The sequence below is a fragment of the Nitrosomonas sp. Nm58 genome (assembly GCF_900107335.1).
Taxonomy (GTDB): Bacteria; Pseudomonadota; Gammaproteobacteria; order Burkholderiales; family Nitrosomonadaceae; genus Nitrosomonas.
In genome coordinates, this window is sequence record NZ_FNPQ01000049.1 from 1 (window position 1) to 14,507 (window position 14,507).

At 45.6% G+C, this 14,507-nt stretch carries 15 protein-coding genes; 10 read left to right on the plus strand and 5 right to left on the minus strand.

The features are described from left to right. The first annotated feature begins 323 nt into the window (after nucleotides 1-323). From BLW34_RS16570 to BLW34_RS16195, 4 genes are all read left to right on the plus strand, one after another. Nucleotides 324-545 (plus strand): hypothetical protein, encoded by a 222-nt coding sequence (locus tag BLW34_RS16570; RefSeq protein ID WP_218138860.1) that lies wholly within the window; start codon nucleotides 324-326, stop codon nucleotides 543-545. 21 nt (nucleotides 546-566) lie between these two features. After that, nucleotides 567-998: a hypothetical protein gene (locus BLW34_RS13075; RefSeq protein ID WP_090580418.1), complete on the plus strand. Its 432-nt coding sequence runs from the start codon at nucleotides 567-569 to the stop codon at nucleotides 996-998. A 407-nt stretch (nucleotides 999-1,405) separates the two neighbouring features. Next, nucleotides 1,406-2,239, plus strand: a complete 834-nt coding sequence (locus tag BLW34_RS13080) for an NYN domain-containing protein (protein WP_090580420.1) — start codon at nucleotides 1,406-1,408, stop codon at nucleotides 2,237-2,239. Between the two features lie 235 nt (nucleotides 2,240-2,474). After that, entirely contained in the window at nucleotides 2,475-2,645 is a 171-nt protein-coding gene (locus BLW34_RS16195) for a hypothetical protein (protein WP_177166039.1), read from the plus strand. A 48-nt stretch (nucleotides 2,646-2,693) separates the two neighbouring features. Here the strand turns inward: BLW34_RS16195 and hflX are convergent, their stop codons facing one another. Both hflX and BLW34_RS13090 read right to left on the minus strand, forming a co-directional pair. Further along, nucleotides 2,694-4,028, minus strand: a complete 1,335-nt coding sequence (gene hflX / locus BLW34_RS13085) for a GTPase HflX (RefSeq protein WP_090580423.1) — start codon at nucleotides 4,026-4,028, stop codon at nucleotides 2,694-2,696. A 175-nt stretch (nucleotides 4,029-4,203) separates the two neighbouring features. Further along, entirely contained in the window at nucleotides 4,204-4,599 is a 396-nt protein-coding gene (locus BLW34_RS13090; protein WP_143037929.1) for a hypothetical protein, read from the minus strand. Nucleotides 4,600-5,110: 511 nt separating this feature from the next. Between BLW34_RS13090 and BLW34_RS16200 the strand changes: the two genes are divergently transcribed. The 5 genes from BLW34_RS16200 to BLW34_RS13115 all read left to right on the plus strand — a co-directional run bounded on the left by BLW34_RS16200 (nucleotide 5,111) and on the right by BLW34_RS13115 (nucleotide 9,670). Next, entirely contained in the window at nucleotides 5,111-5,395 is a 285-nt protein-coding gene (locus tag BLW34_RS16200) for a hypothetical protein (protein ID WP_177166040.1), read from the plus strand. 94 nt (nucleotides 5,396-5,489) lie between these two features. Beyond that, nucleotides 5,490-6,227, plus strand: coding sequence for a Crp/Fnr family transcriptional regulator (locus tag BLW34_RS13100; RefSeq protein WP_256203797.1), 738 nt, complete (start codon nucleotides 5,490-5,492; stop codon nucleotides 6,225-6,227). Between the two features lie 1,475 nt (nucleotides 6,228-7,702). Further along, a complete protein-coding gene (locus tag BLW34_RS13105) occupies nucleotides 7,703-8,350 on the plus strand; it encodes a MotA/TolQ/ExbB proton channel family protein (RefSeq protein WP_090580432.1) in 648 nt (215 codons plus the stop codon). Further along, nucleotides 8,337-8,738, plus strand: coding sequence for an ExbD/TolR family protein (locus BLW34_RS13110; RefSeq protein WP_090580434.1), 402 nt, complete (start codon nucleotides 8,337-8,339; stop codon nucleotides 8,736-8,738). Before BLW34_RS13105 ends, BLW34_RS13110 begins: the two co-directional genes overlap by 14 nt. A gap of 38 nt (nucleotides 8,739-8,776) precedes the next feature. Continuing rightward, nucleotides 8,777-9,670, plus strand: a complete 894-nt coding sequence (locus BLW34_RS13115; RefSeq protein WP_090580437.1) for a hypothetical protein — start codon at nucleotides 8,777-8,779, stop codon at nucleotides 9,668-9,670. Nucleotides 9,671-10,108: 438 nt separating this feature from the next. Here BLW34_RS13115 and BLW34_RS16205 read toward each other — a convergent pair whose 3' ends face one another. After that, complete coding sequence (locus BLW34_RS16205; RefSeq protein ID WP_177166041.1) at nucleotides 10,109-10,294, minus strand: hypothetical protein; 186 nt, start codon at nucleotides 10,292-10,294, stop codon at nucleotides 10,109-10,111. A gap of 375 nt (nucleotides 10,295-10,669) precedes the next feature. Here BLW34_RS16205 and BLW34_RS13120 point away from each other — a divergent pair, with 375 nt between their 5' ends. Further along, the gene (locus tag BLW34_RS13120; protein ID WP_090580440.1) at nucleotides 10,670-11,293 is read left to right on the plus strand and encodes a DUF3465 domain-containing protein; all 624 of its coding nucleotides are present in this window, start codon (nucleotides 10,670-10,672) and stop codon (nucleotides 11,291-11,293) included. Between the two features lie 341 nt (nucleotides 11,294-11,634). On the opposite strand, the gene BLW34_RS17270 is transcribed toward BLW34_RS13120, so the two are convergent. Together BLW34_RS17270 and BLW34_RS13130 are read right to left on the minus strand one after the other, a co-directional pair. Next, the gene (locus BLW34_RS17270; protein WP_090580443.1) at nucleotides 11,635-13,800 is read right to left on the minus strand and encodes a hypothetical protein; all 2,166 of its coding nucleotides are present in this window, start codon (nucleotides 13,798-13,800) and stop codon (nucleotides 11,635-11,637) included. Nucleotides 13,801-14,153: 353 nt separating this feature from the next. Beyond that, nucleotides 14,154-14,507: transposase (locus BLW34_RS13130; protein ID WP_177166042.1), on the minus strand; the 354-nt coding region annotated here is incomplete at its 5' end.

Genomic DNA, 14,507 nt, shown 5'->3' on the forward strand with positions numbered 1-14,507 from the left:
GCTTGATTTTGTGTTTGATATAGGCAGGTCCGGAAAGCGACCGCCCGAGCTGCGTAATCGATACAGACGCTCCTTTCAAACCAGCCTGAACAGCAAGCCATCAGAGCTTGGAGACGGGTAGCATGAATGCCGGGAACTTTTTCTTTCAATAAGTTATGCAGCAGATCAATAATCGACATAAATTTATCCTTCCAGGTTATTATTTTAGAAAGAAATTTTATGCTCAGACCGGCTTGATCTTATTTTTATCCGAATTCCATCCAACAATACATTGTTTTTTAATGATATTCCGTGGGGATACCTCAGGGGCAGGTCTATATCTTTTGGTGATCGAAACGCCGGATGGTAATTTATCGAAGGGAATGCGGCAGCTCAATGGTGTGTTTACACAAACATCAAACCGACGTCATAGGCGAAGTGGGCATTTATTCCAGGGGCGTTACAAGGCGATTCTTGTTAATTCAGATAGTTATCTCATGGAATTAACCCGTTACGTGGTCCTTAACCCTGTGCGAGCCGGCATTGTTGACAATCCTGGCGCATGACCATGGAGCAGTTATAACGCCATGATAGAAAAGGCTGTGACACCACCTTGGTTGGCAAAAGACCGTTTGCTTGCGCAGTTTGCTGCACAGCGGGAAAAAGCCATGCAACACTATATCCAGTTTATTGCCCAGGGGATTGATCAGGAATCCATCTGGAAGCATTTAAATCGGCAGGTTTTTCTTGGCGATGATAATTTTATTAAGCGGATGCAGGAAAAGATCAAAGGAAAATCCGACGATATCAACATACCCCAAGTGCAACGTCGTTCGCCTGCTAAACCGTTGGCAGAAATCGCTAAAGCTCACAAAAACCGTGATCGGGCTATTGTGGCAGCTTATACAACAGGAGAATATAGTTATCAAGACATAGGCACATTTTTTAATTTGCATTTTACAACAGTTGGTAATATTGTTCGGGCAAATAGAGCCAAGAAAATAAAGGCAGGAAAGTAGCTACAAAGCTAGATAAAATCTAGACCTGGCCCTGACTGGTATAGACCTGGCCCTGACTGGTAGCATCCCACCGGCAGCGTTGGAAAGAGCGTATTATTATCAACAGAAAGAACCAGGCATCACAGCTTGACTCAAACTACCGAGTTTCCGGAAAACCCGGGATGCTTCATCGCTTCATTATTTGGTTATGCTATCTATTTAAATTTTAGGAAAAAAAAAGACATTTATTTTTCTTATATTTTTCTTATAGACAAACTAACCTATGACATCACCAACGCTGGTCTATCATATCAGAACGCAGACGGAGTCAGAAACAGTATGTCCTGTATACTTTCAGATTCAGATAACTTCAGGAATTCTCGCATGAATATGCTCACCCCAGTTCTTGATTATCCCCGGACAAGCCTATGAGTGCCGACAGCAACAATCCGAGACTGGCGGTATTGATTGATGCAGACAATACCTTCAAGATGATCGACCTAATTGATGAATTGTTCGAGGAAATATCAAAATTCGGAGATGCGAGTGTCAGACGTATTTATGGCGACTGGACACAAAATCAGCTGAACCGGTGGAAGGAAATCCTGCCTAAACACGCCATCCAACCCATTCAGCAATATGCCAATACCAAGGGTAAGAATGCAACAGATAGCGCGCTGATCATTGACGCCATGGATCTGCTCTACACAGCTCCCCTAGACGGTTTTTGCATCGTTTCCAGCGATAGCGATTTCACCAGATTGGCGATTCGATTCCGCGAATCCGGCAAACTGGTCTATGGTTTTGGCGAGAAAAAAACACCAGAATCATTGCAAGCCGCCTGCAACGAATTCAAATACTTCGAAATCCTCTCGCAAAACAAGCAGGTAGACAGTGAAAACAGTCTTTTGGTACAAATGGAAGACACTTCCGGCAAATTAAAAACGAGCCCGAAAAAGAAAACCACAAAATCTGTGATATCTTCGAGTGAAGCTGCAACCATACCCGGCACCAAGAAAAACTCCAAGGAACTGGCAATGGATACCAAGCTCGTTTCATTGATCCGCTCTGCAATTGAAGCGCTTTCCGATGAAGACGGCTTCGCTCACATGGGCGAGGTGAAAAAACATATCGTGAAGAATTTCTCGGCGTTCGATTCGCGCAATTACGGTTACGCAAAATTCAGCGACCTCATCAAGACTATTGGTTTATTCGAAGTAGACACTCAGAATCAACGTATCAAGGATAAAAGGAAAAAATGAACGAAATTCTGGTTCTGTATCATGGAGTGGCTCCCTTTTAACGACCCTCTGTAATCCGATAACATCCGGGCTGGCATCATCCGCTCGGTTGTCGATACCTGTGTTGCGAAACGTTCAGTGCCCAATGCGAAGTTGCCATTCGTTGCCCACCGAATCTCATCAACCAATCCCGACGCCAATTCATAACGGAACAACTCGCGGTAAGCCCTTTGCCTGCCAGCATCATTTAACCCCAATGCCACATAAAGGGGATGCGGTTTCACTAGTGTATCGGCGGTCTCCCCCTACGCGTTTACCCGGTAGCTACACCAACGATATTCCGCTGGATACGCCACCATGCCCGCACGCACCGGACTCAGTTCGATCGGCGGAGCGCAGCAAATATGATGTGGTCATGAACACATAGGCGCGCATCTACTCGGTCATACAAAAACTTTGTGACGGAAGCCATTCATCACACTTGGCTGAACTGCTCGCGCAGGTTTTCGATAGCATCGGGTTCGCCGCGGACTCGGAAGAAGGCGCCCTCACTGTCTGCTCGCTCCTCCAGCACCTGACAGCTCGCGTAGATTTCCCCACGCAATTGCTGTGCCGACCAGGGAAGAAAAAGTTCAGCCTCAACCAGATCCTGCTGGAAAAACGCGACAATCTTCTCGCGTAGCTTCGCTACCTCATCAGGTCGGCGTGCGCTCATCACGACGCAATCCGGATACTGTGTCTGCAAGGCCGCTTCGCGTTCAGCCTGCGCCGTTGCATCGCCGACATGGTCGATCTTGTTGAAAACGCGAATGCGCGGCACGGTATTCGCTCCGATCTCCTCAAGCACTTTATCGGTGACCTCAAGCTGGCGCTCAAACCCGGGATCGCTTGCATCAATGACGTGGAGCAGCAGCGATGCATCAAGCGCTTCATCCAGTGTTGACTTGAACGAGGCGACGAGTCCGTGGGGCAGGTTCTTGATGAAACCGACTGTGTCACTGACGAGCACGCGTGGCACACTCTCCGGGTGGAGGGTCCGTACTGTGGTATCAAGCGTAGCGAAGAGTTTATTCGCCACCAGCACCTCGCTTCCCGTGAGCGCTCGCATTAAAGTGGACTTGCCAGCGTTCGTATAGCCGACGAGCGCCACGACAGCGAGCTTCTGGCGCTCTTGCCGCCGTGCGCGCTGTGTCTTACGCTCGACATCCATCGCGACAATTTCCTGTTGAAGTTCGGCGATACGGTCACGGATTTTGCGTCGGTCCAACTCAGTGTGCGACTCGCCGCCCCCCCGGCCCCCGACGCCGCTGCGTTGCCGCCCTTGCGGACCCGCAAGCTTCGCCGCCTCGCGTAGGCGTGGCGCCATGTAGCCGAGGCGCGCGATCTCCACCTGGGCGCGCGCTGCGCGAGAGCGGGCATTGCGGTGAAAAATTTCGAGGATAACCATAGTGCGGTCCATCACCTCGCAGCCGACCTCCTTTTCAAGGTTGCGCGCCTGCGAGGGGGAGATCTCGTGGTCGACCAGGATGGTATCGATGTCCCGGCTATCAGGGTTGGCGACTGTTTCCTCGGACTCGGATTCGTTGTTGACGAAGCGGCGTATTTCCTGCCGCTTGCCGGCGCCAAGGTAAGCTGTCGTGTCGAAGCTGGCGCGCTTCTGCACGAATGTGTTGACGACCTCATATCCCAGTGTTTTTGCGAGCTCGCGTAGCTCGTTCAGCGATGCCTCGAACTCGACATCACTCACGCTCGGCAGTTGAACGGCCGCCACGACAGCGTACCTGGATTTTTCTTTGGCTTCTATTTGCATTAGGAGGCAACATCTTTTGAGTGTGCGAAGTCAGATAGTACCTGAATTGACCATAATAAGTACTGCTTTCCCACCCCGTTTACGAGCGGGTCTCAGAAGATTTCGCTGCTCCTTGAAGGACTCCAGGAAAAAGGTTTCATCCGCCTCAGTAATACCAGACAACACCGATACTTTGTCAGCCACGAATCCTTTTAGAAACCGGTGTCGCAAGCAGAGATGCCGTAGACGAGTGGATGATGCAGCGCTGAGCCGCTTTTTTGATAGTCTCATCCTCTTTTATAGACTGTGCATAATCCAACCACTTTTCTTTCTTGCGAAGCCTTGCCGTTTGCGTGCCTTTCAACGCGTTGAAAGTGTGACCGCAATGATTGCACCGGCAGCGCTGAAGACCATTCGCCATCCCATGTCGCATGCCTCCCGGTGTATGACGATGAGGGCACTTCCTCTCATCAGCAATTCGTTCCTCGATAAGGTTGTAGCTCGCCGCCTGGCCAATCAAGGCGCGTTGCCGTTGAGAAGGCGTTAACATATCAGATTGTGCCAACCATTTTTGAAAGTCTATAGGCTTCATGGCAAATATCACTAAACTACCACCTACTGAAAGTAGGTGGGTTAACGCAGCTTGGGTGCAGACGACTAAAGTCGTCTACCCGCACCAAGCTAAACGCGCATGAGTCAACACATTTAAGGTCAAGGTCACCGTCTAAAGACGATGGTTTTTACCAAATTTATGGAAATAAATTTAATTACTTGGGAAATTCTAGTATCTTTCCCACATTTAACGCAAATAGCGCCAAGTAATTATAAAGCCATAAAATCCACATAAAATCTAGACCTGGCCCTGATTGCATGCTCAGTTCAGTCTAATAAGGCCTGGTGGCAGCCATTTTACGACAGCTCTCCGCGCATTCGCGGCAAGCCTTGACGCAATCTTCCATACCACCGATCTCCTCGCAACTCTTGGCGCAAGCGTCGCAGATCTCGGCACAGATTGCACAAACCTTCTGGTGAAAGGCCGAGCCGCTTAACATGAAGTTAGCCGATGCCTGACAGATCTCTGCGCAGTTGATCATGAGGCGAAAATGATTGGCTTCGACGTGTTTGCCGCCTACCACAAGACAATGAGTCATCGCGGTATGCAAGCAGGTTTGGTGGCAGTGACTACACGCATCTATGCACGCTTGCATGTTGATATTGTTCATGTTGTATTCTCCAGTAAAGTGATGTACAAAGCGACTTGCATTCAGTGCAGCTTGCCTGAAAGAAAAAGCTACAGACATGAATTGCACTTACGCAAAAGATACGGGGCGCGAAAAGAAGCGTCTGTACGCTATCGCACTTTAAGCTATCACTCAGATTTATGTTAAAATTTAGACTGTCATACTATTTTATATAATAGATCAACGATTTCCAGACGAAATGAAGGTGCAGGTCAAGGCCGGAATAATTTGGATAGCCATTATGCCCGCGGTTGAAAAAGCCCCCTCTAAAATACGGAATCTTCTTCTGGCAGCTTTGCCGGAAAACGTATTCGACAAGATCGAACCTTCGCTAGAACTGGTCGATCTGAAACTGGACGAGGTCCTGTGGGAAATGAACGAAAAGCGCAAGCATATCTATTTTCCCACTACCGCCATGATCTGTTTGCTTTACGAAACAGAAGATGGAGAATCGATCGAGGTTGGAATGACTGGCAGGCAGGGTATGGTTGGTGTCGTAACTTTTATCGGGGATGCCCGGATGGCTAAACGAGCCGTAGCCATGAATCCCGGCCAGGCCTATGTGATGAAAGCAAAAGATGTTGAAAAATACTTTGAGGAAATACCGGACTTTCAGGAAATCTGCATGCTTTATACACAGACACTGCTTGCCCAAATTTCTCAGAATGTGATCTGTAATCGCCTGCATTCTATCGAACAGCAGCTATGCCGATTCTTGCTGATCATTAGCGACAATCTGCAAACAACAACCATCCATATGACGCACGACCGTATCTCCAACGTGCTAGGTGTGCGCCGTGAAAGCGTTTCCGCAGCGGCTGCAAAACTTCAGGATGAAGGGCTCATCAAATATGCGCGCGGAGAAATAGAATTGCTTGACCGGAAGAGTCTGCTGGCTGCCGCATGTGAGTGTTACGAGGTTGTTAAGGATCAATACGAAAGGATACTTGGAAAATATATCTCCCAGTACGACTCGTAATCACACTTTGCCAGCAACCTTTATCGAGACCTCAGGTATTTCAGCATAGAATCAGCGCCTGAGATCTCGAAAGGATCCGTAGGGCAATTTGATGTGTCAACAAGCAGGACAAATTACGTAACTGGCTTATCATGGTCTCAGTTCGAGATTTTAATAAAGTGTTAGCGATTTTTACATAAGAAGCTTACGATCAATCCAACTGTCCCAGTTGATGTGGCCGTCATCGAAGTTGATTGCCTTAAGAATTACTAAGGATACAAGATGGGAGAAATTGAAAAAATAATCATACATGCTGAGCAGAGTCGGCGTGCCATTAATATTAACGGTCGCCTTTAGAGCGCTGTTGTGGAACAGAGCGTTCCTTAAGTGGGTATAGGTAGAGATCGCTCGATGTAGATCATCTGGTCGTTCAATATAAACGTCGAAGTGACCTGGTCAATGAGCGTTACAGAGCTTCTAATTGATATTGCTGGATTCGAGCAACAGCAACTACCTCTCTATAGACCTTTAAGCCTAATCAATTCAAAGCAATTAACTGAGCATTGAGGAACTGGCCTGTTAGCGTCGGAAACAAAATGACCAGATGATCTAGCTGTGTGCAAGAAAATTGATGTTACGTGGAAGCAGGGGTCGAAGTCCGGCGGTCACCCCGGCATGCTTATCAGGCACGCTCGTCAATTTCTTTATAGAACAGTGAGTCACGAATAGATGACTCCCCGATCAGGGTTCGGGCCTGCCACCCTCGGATTAACAGCCCGGCACCCTATATTATGTCCATAAAGAGATGAACAATCAGAAAAATTGGCATCGTTTCTCAATGATGGATCTGTAACCAAATTATTCTGTTTGGCACTGATTAACATTAGCAAAAAATAGCCCATGCCAGTAAGAAATTGGAGGCCAGCATTAAACAGGTTTATCATTCAGTTTGAGGAAAGAATGCCTCGGCAGTATTTAAAACCCTTTACACAAAATCCAGGATGCCCTCTTATCACTTCTCTCTTGAATACGATCCGCATCCGATCCGCATCGTCTCAAAAAGAGGTTATCTGGCTACGACAGCGGCAAATCCTCGACATTACGGAATGCCGCCATTTCAGCAAATTCTTAGCAATGAGGAAATTGCACGCGTAGTTACTTTTATCAGGAATGAAAGCAAAAAATAGTGGGAATCAGCTAATCACAGTTGATGTCGATGGAAGTAAAGGTTGGAGCTGGAAAGCTGACCCCAGACAAAATCAAATGTCACATCATCCCGTAGCAGCAATAGATTCCTGATCTACATTTTCAGCTTCTGGCTTAAAATGGAAAAAGCGCAAAATAGCCACCGCAACCTTTACGCAGAAGTGACTGTGAAGCACGCATTCATCGCACCGGAACTCTCTGATTATCCAGTTTCAGGGGTTTAAATTCAAAGCAATGACCGTTTCGAATCACACGTTATAAAAACATACCCAATCTGGAGTTTATGAAGAATGGAATACCTTAATCAAGCCTGGATCATGTTAAAACTGGGCGGAATCATTATTCTGCCGTTATCTTTGCTGGGTGTCATCGCGCTGGCAATAATGCTCGAAAAAGCGTTTGTTTACTGGCGATTCGCCCGTCTCTCAAACGATTTGTTGAATCTCATTGAAACCTATGGCTTCAAGTGGGAAGACCTGGAAAAAATCCTCTCAGGACTTGATAAACGCCATTATTACAAGCGCTTCTTTGAAGTTGTGATTTCCAATCGGCACCAACCATCCTGGTGGACCGAATCGCGTGCAGCGGATGAAGCCCAGCTAATTGAAAATTCATTGGCCCGCCGCCTCTGGGCGCTGGAAACAATCGTGACAGCTGCACCGCTGCTGGGGCTCGTAGGAACCGTTGTCGGCATGATGCGCGCCTTTCAAATCATTGGCAGCGAAGGTACCGTTAACCCCACCGCAGTGACAGGGGGTGTTGCCGAAGCACTGATTGCAACCGTTATTGGTCTGATTATCGCGCTGGTTGCATTATTTGGATTCAATTACTTCTCACGCCTACAATCACAAACCATGGATGAAATGGAACGCCTCGGCACGCGCCTGATCGATCATATCCGGCTGGATCTAAAGGAAGACACCCATGAAACTGCGTAAATCCAGAACACCCCGAAAAGGTTATATCCAGATTATTCCCATGATTGATGTCATGTTCTTTCTGCTCGCGACATTTATGCTGGCTTCGTTATCCATGCAGAATCTGGATTCTCTGCAAGTCAACTTACCCGAAGGCCAAGCCGAGAAACTCAGTGCCGAAAAACCGGTAACTTTAACCCTAACCAAGGACAATGAAATTTTTATCAATAAAGAATCCGTTACCCTCGATACCTTGGCTACCACACTTAAACCGCTGCTTGAGGATGCCAAGCAAAAATTGATCGTATCAGCGGATAATGAAGCACCACAGGGCATTGTAGTTCAGGCAATGCTCCGAGCGCGGAATGCGGGCGTGCAGCATTTTCTGATCGCGGTTCGGCATAAATAATTCCTATATCCCTTAATAGCTTGATAAAGTCCGTCGCGATGAATAGCTCCAGAACAAGGGAAATTCGTCTCTGGTGGCCGCTGCCGCTGGCGGCGCTGCTTTGGCTGATCATCATCTGGGTATTTGGTTTTCACCTGACAGTACCCGAAATCAAAGTCAGTATTGATATTCCTGACGCAATCGAAGCAGAATTCCTGGAGCTTCCGGAACTCGCACAGCCACGAGAACCCGTTCCGCCGCCATCCAAAGGCATCGAGACGCAACCCCAAAATGAAGCGCAGCAAGTAGAAATAGCACCGAAGCGGGTAATGCCGCCGCTTCCGCGCCCCCGGCCTCTCACTCCACTCAAGCCGCCGCCTGTCAAGCAGGATGCGATTGAAACGGCAAAGGTTACACCACCCAGGGAAGAAACCAGAACCGAAGCTCCACAAAAAAAAGATACTGCTGCACCGACCGATTTATCAGCGTATATTAATCAAAAAAGAAGGCAACAAAACCGGCCGCCTGGTATTTTTGATGGGCCTGAGAACAACAAAAATATTAACTCTGAACCCCAGCCCTCAGCGGAAGAGATCAGGATAGCGAGAGTCAAACGTAACTTGCAAATACCCGGTACCAATGGCATTTTCCAAATTATCAACATTGGCCCACGCTATGCGCAGTTCTCGTTTCGCTCCTGGACAACCGGCGACAGCAATCCGCGGCGAGTATTAATTGAAGTTGAAGCAGGTCCGGATGGTGACATCAAGCGTGCAATCATCCGCAGGATGATCCAGCTCATTCGTCAGTATCATCAGGAAGACTTTCACTGGGAATCAGATCGCCTTAATCGCATCGTCGTCCTGTCCGCACGCCCAGGAGATAGCGAAGGACTCGAAAATTTTTTAATGCGCGAGTTCTTTGGAGAACCTATCCCGCCTTATTTGCGCTGAGCGTCACTGTTCGCCGAGTTCGTTTTTTGTAAAACGCCAATAAGCGAAGCACATTGCGTGAGTAGTAAATCTTTGATATCTGCTCTGCGTATAGAAATAATAAATGCTTTTTTACTAAGGACGCATTATCCTGTATTCCTAAAAAGATTTCCCCGTAATTGCAAGATGAATTTTATTTCTGGCAAAACCTATTCTTGATAATCCTCTGGTCATGCACAGCAAGCAAGAGTTGTGCTCTGCTTTGCTCGCTTGTGCGGCCGAGCCACGATAAAATCCGCACACGGATTCCTTATTCAGTTGACGGCTCTACTATCGGTTGCTGATCAAACCTCCGATTGAATTGTAAGCCAGCGGATCTTTACCAGGTTCTTTCCGCGCCGGTCCAACCTATTGCCTATCGCTCCAAAGGTTGCAATTTAGGTTGAAGAAAACCGTTTGTCAATGGCCAACAGAACTGAGCCAGTATTGGCCATTGACAAAATTACCAATGGAAAGCACTACTAAGGTCATATTACAGTACATCCAGAACATTAAATAGGAAGCAAAACCATCAGTCCGGCACTCACCCCGACACCCCAACCGAAGCATTCCGGTAATATCTCTATAGAACAAAGAGTTATTCATCGATAACTTCCCACTCCTGTCTTATACCAGTGACCGTCGGATTAACAGGTGTTATAACTAACTGTTTTTGTTTATATTGATACCGCTCATGCACGCCAATATTCGTCAGATTTGTCACGTTCTTTCTTTTGAGATTGATTGAAAATACGCAACTGACTTGAACTGACCAACCCTAACAGACTGGCATAGCCAGTTTGTTACCTAATACCATACACAATAGCAAAGCTGTTGTGTCCATTGAAATAATACAGAATCATAAAAACGTGCCGTAACAAGGTAACAAGCTTACTGAGCTTATTGTTTTACATACATGCTCTAAGAAATTGTATCTTTTATTTTTGGTGAATGAACCATACTGGGAATTAACGGATAGCTATGAGATATATTACTTTACTGCTGCTGGTATTAATTCCAGCAATATCTTCTGCTGAGAATTCTTTAATCAATAGCAATAAGTTATTTAATTTTGCTGAGGCTGCTTATCCTGGGTATTTTAGTCCTGCTGGAGTGATTACTACTACTCTTGATGGATATTTAGTCCGTTACTATCCCAACACTGGCAATTATATTGGCACTAAAGGTGAAGAAGTCTATGTCTATGGAAATGTTTTTAATGGATTGTTAAGAGCGGGAGTAATTTCTGATTATGTTGAATTAGAAGCTGATAGCGATGAATTATTAGCTCAGCTATTCTCGGCTGGTAAAAGCAATTTGCAAGTTTATGGAACAGGTGTTGTAATTTCCATTTTATCGGATGATCTTGATGGTAGTCGTCATCAGAGATTTATCATCGAGTTGAAATCAAAGCAGACGTTATTGATCACCCACAATATAGATTTAGCACCAAGAATTTTTGCGTTATCCCCAAATGATAAAATTGAATTTTTTGGTGAATATGAATGGAATAATAAAGGTGGTGTTATTCATTGGACACATCATGATCCTGAAGGAATTCATGTAAATGGTTGGATTCTACATAATAATGTTATCTATCAGTGATTCTATACCCAAGCAGTCTCTTATATCTTGATTAGCTTTAACCTACTGATTACGAAACATAACCTGAAATTTCATATATTTTTAAATCAGACACTTACAATGCTTGCCTAGCATAAAATCAGTGTCACACAGTCTCAAACAATGAGATTCTTTGTTTAGTTTGGCACAAAATTGACACAATCATTTTTGTAATCTGTTTAGCTCGCCAGAACGGACAAATCTGGGCATTGGATATTTATAATACCAAATATTCATTAATATGAACCATGGGGTTTAAATATTAGATACTTAGAATATTATTTAATCGACTCAGCAATTCAAATATAAGTCTCGCATAGAGCTTAGGCAAATCCAACCATGCTAGTAGATAAATCATCCGAATGTAGCCCAATCAAGGTGATAGATGCGATATTATCAATAAAATGAACGATAGCACCTTCGCTGCTATCTTCAATGCTACTGATGACCGACAATAAGTTGTTTATATCATAGAGGCCAGTGGCTTTTGAATCAAAAACCAGTAAATCGGATGAATTAACAAAATCATGAATGACGAAGTCTCCAACCGCAAAGAAATTAAAAATATCGTCACCTACTCCACCGGTTAAAACATCACGACCATATCCTGCTTTAAGTGTGTCGTTTCCTGCACCACCATTCAACTGGTTATCCGCTGAATTAGCGATTATAATATTGTCCAGATCATTACCAGTACCGTTGATAGCTAATGTGCCGGTCATATTAAGATTCTCTAGATTGGTTGGTAGCGTATAGTCAATGCTGCTGTTGACCGTATCAGTGCCTGCATTGAGACTCTCCGTGACGATATCACCGACGTTGTCAACAAAATAAGTGTCATTGCCCAGACCTCCAATCAAAGTATCTGCACCAATACCACCGTCGAGTGCATCATTACCAACACTCCCTTGCAACCTATCATTGCCTTCCATGCCGAGTAATCTAATTGATGCTATCGTAGTATCAGCGACGTGGAGATTATTATTATTAGCATCACCCGTTAATGTAAGATCACCTATTTTGTTTCCTTCTGGGTCATAACGCTGGCCATAAATACCGCCCGGACTGAAAAAGCGATCGCTAACGTCGCCACTCTCCTGATCAGTGGAAACCCAAGTAACCACAAATCCACCATTGGTCAATGCAGTGGTGGAAGAAGTTGATTGATTGCCAAATGTATAGGTATTGACAAGAAACTCACTACCTTGTGCTACTCCATTGGCATCAAAGCGCTGACCATAGATGTCATTCTTGCCATCCTGATCTACAGAACTCCAGGTTATTACAAAACTACCATTGGTCAATGCGGTGATAGAAGGAGAGGATTCAGAACGGGTTGTAGTAGTATTGACAAGAAATTCATTGCCTTGTGCTACTCCATTCACATCAAAGCGCTGGCCATAGATGCCAAAGCCGTCTGAACTCGAAGACCCCGATGACCACGTTGCTACAAAACCACCATTGGTCAGAGCGACGATCGAATGATCAAGACTGGATGTAGTAGTGGTGGTGGTATTGACACGAAACTCGCCAGCCTGCGCTATCCCATTGGCATCGTAACGCTGACCATAGATATCAAACTTGCTATCTTGACCTTCAGAAATCCAAGTTACCACAAATCCACCATTAGTTAGCGCGGTGATCAAAGGAGAAGATTGACTGTAGGTTGTGGTTGTAGTGGTATTGATATGAAACTCACTATCCTGCGCTGCGCCATTGGCATCAAAGCGCTGACCATAAATACCATAATCGCTGCCATCTTGAGCATCAGAAATCCAAACTACTACAAAACCGCCGTTGGTCAATGCTGTGATAGAAGAAGAGGACTGACTGTGAGTTGTGTTGGTGCTGACAAGAAATTCGCTACCATTTGTAATCCCATTGGCATCAAAGCGCTGACCATAAATGTGAAACTTGCTGCCTGGAGCTTCAGAAGACCAAGTTACTACAAATCCTCCACTGGTTAGTGTGGTGACCGAAGGAAGGTAAGAACTAGTTGTAGTGGTATTGACAAGAAATTCATTGCCTTGGGCTACGCCATTGGCATCATAGCGCTGACCATAGATGACATAAGCACCGCCATCTTGGCCTTCAGACGTCCAAGTTACCACGAATCCACCATTGGTAAGTGCGGTGATCTCAGGAGCAAATTGATCGCCAGTCGTATAGGTATTGATGTGAAATTCACCGCTATTCTGATAGGACAACTTAACATCTCCATCCGAAAAACGAACAATTTCAATATCTAAGAGAACATCCGTACCTTCGTCACCGTCGGCAGTAGTCAGATCACGTACAGTGGTCTGGCCGCTGAAGTTGAGCGAGAACTCGTAATTAGCTTGATCGTCGAAATAGACTGCCACATCATTGCCCACTCCACCGATTAATGTATCGTTGCCAAGGTTGCCCGTGAGGATATCATCACCGATACTGCCAATTAACAAGTCATCATCAACAGAACCCGTTACGTTAAATAATAAGTTGGACATTCATAGTTCCTTGTAATTCAAGTTAATGATTTATAGAATATATATGGAGATTGTAGAGTGGCAAATAATTCTGCCAACCAATTTCAACAACGTAATTGAATACTAAGTATATTAAAGGTAGAGTGAATCGTTGTTCTAGGTAAGCCGATCATGACAAGATAAATAGCATGTATTGTTACTACAAAAAATGACTTTTATTACTGTCCTTCCCCGTCCAAGTAACACGGGGGGCTACAAATACATCCCATAGAAAACTAAAGAACAACTATAAAGGTTCTTAGCTTTTTCAACAATCGGTTAAAAATCCTAAAAGCCGCCTTGCGAGCACCCGGACAGCAGGACGGGCGCGCAGGCTAGTGTAACGTCCCCAACATTTCTTTATCTCTGGTAACTTTAGCCAAGATTGCTTCTGGAGTGGCGGTCCATTGATATGGCTTGGGGTTAGCATTGCGATGTTCCAGGTACTGCTTGATCGCCGCCTCTAGTTTATCGACACTGCGAAATACGCCTCGGCGAATCTGCTCTTCGGTGATGTCCCGGAAGAAACGTTCGACCAAATTCACCCAGGAAGCTGACGTGGGAGTGAAATGAAGGTGAAAGCGTGGATGTTTGGCCAGCCATTCTTTGACGTTCGGGTGCTTATGGGTGGCGTAGTTGTCGACAATCAAATGCACATCCAAGGTTTTGTCCGTCTGTGTATCGAGCTT

Excerpts from the sequence above, each read along its gene's own strand:
- BLW34_RS13075 (WP_090580418.1), top strand. The coding sequence starts at position 567 with ATGATAGAAAAGGCTGTGACACCACCTTGGTTGGCAAAAGACCGTTTG.
- BLW34_RS13080 (WP_090580420.1), top strand. The coding sequence starts at position 1,406 with ATGAGTGCCGACAGCAACAATCCGAGACTGGCGGTATTGATTGATGCA.
- BLW34_RS16195 (WP_177166039.1), top strand. The coding sequence starts at position 2,475 with ATGCCACATAAAGGGGATGCGGTTTCACTAGTGTATCGGCGGTCTCCC.
- hflX (WP_090580423.1), bottom strand. The coding sequence starts at position 4,028 with ATGCAAATAGAAGCCAAAGAAAAATCCAGGTACGCTGTCGTGGCGGCC.
- BLW34_RS13090 (WP_143037929.1), bottom strand. The coding sequence starts at position 4,599 with ATGAAGCCTATAGACTTTCAAAAATGGTTGGCACAATCTGATATGTTA.
- BLW34_RS16200 (WP_177166040.1), top strand. The coding sequence starts at position 5,111 with ATGATTGGCTTCGACGTGTTTGCCGCCTACCACAAGACAATGAGTCAT.
- BLW34_RS13100 (WP_256203797.1), top strand. The coding sequence starts at position 5,490 with ATGCCCGCGGTTGAAAAAGCCCCCTCTAAAATACGGAATCTTCTTCTG.
- BLW34_RS13105 (WP_090580432.1), top strand. The coding sequence starts at position 7,703 with ATGGAATACCTTAATCAAGCCTGGATCATGTTAAAACTGGGCGGAATC.
- BLW34_RS13110 (WP_090580434.1), top strand. The coding sequence starts at position 8,337 with ATGAAACTGCGTAAATCCAGAACACCCCGAAAAGGTTATATCCAGATT.
- BLW34_RS13115 (WP_090580437.1), top strand. The coding sequence starts at position 8,777 with ATGAATAGCTCCAGAACAAGGGAAATTCGTCTCTGGTGGCCGCTGCCG.
- BLW34_RS16205 (WP_177166041.1), bottom strand. The coding sequence starts at position 10,294 with ATGAATAACTCTTTGTTCTATAGAGATATTACCGGAATGCTTCGGTTG.
- BLW34_RS13120 (WP_090580440.1), top strand. The coding sequence starts at position 10,670 with ATGAGATATATTACTTTACTGCTGCTGGTATTAATTCCAGCAATATCT.
- BLW34_RS17270 (WP_090580443.1), bottom strand. The coding sequence starts at position 13,800 with ATGTCCAACTTATTATTTAACGTAACGGGTTCTGTTGATGATGACTTG.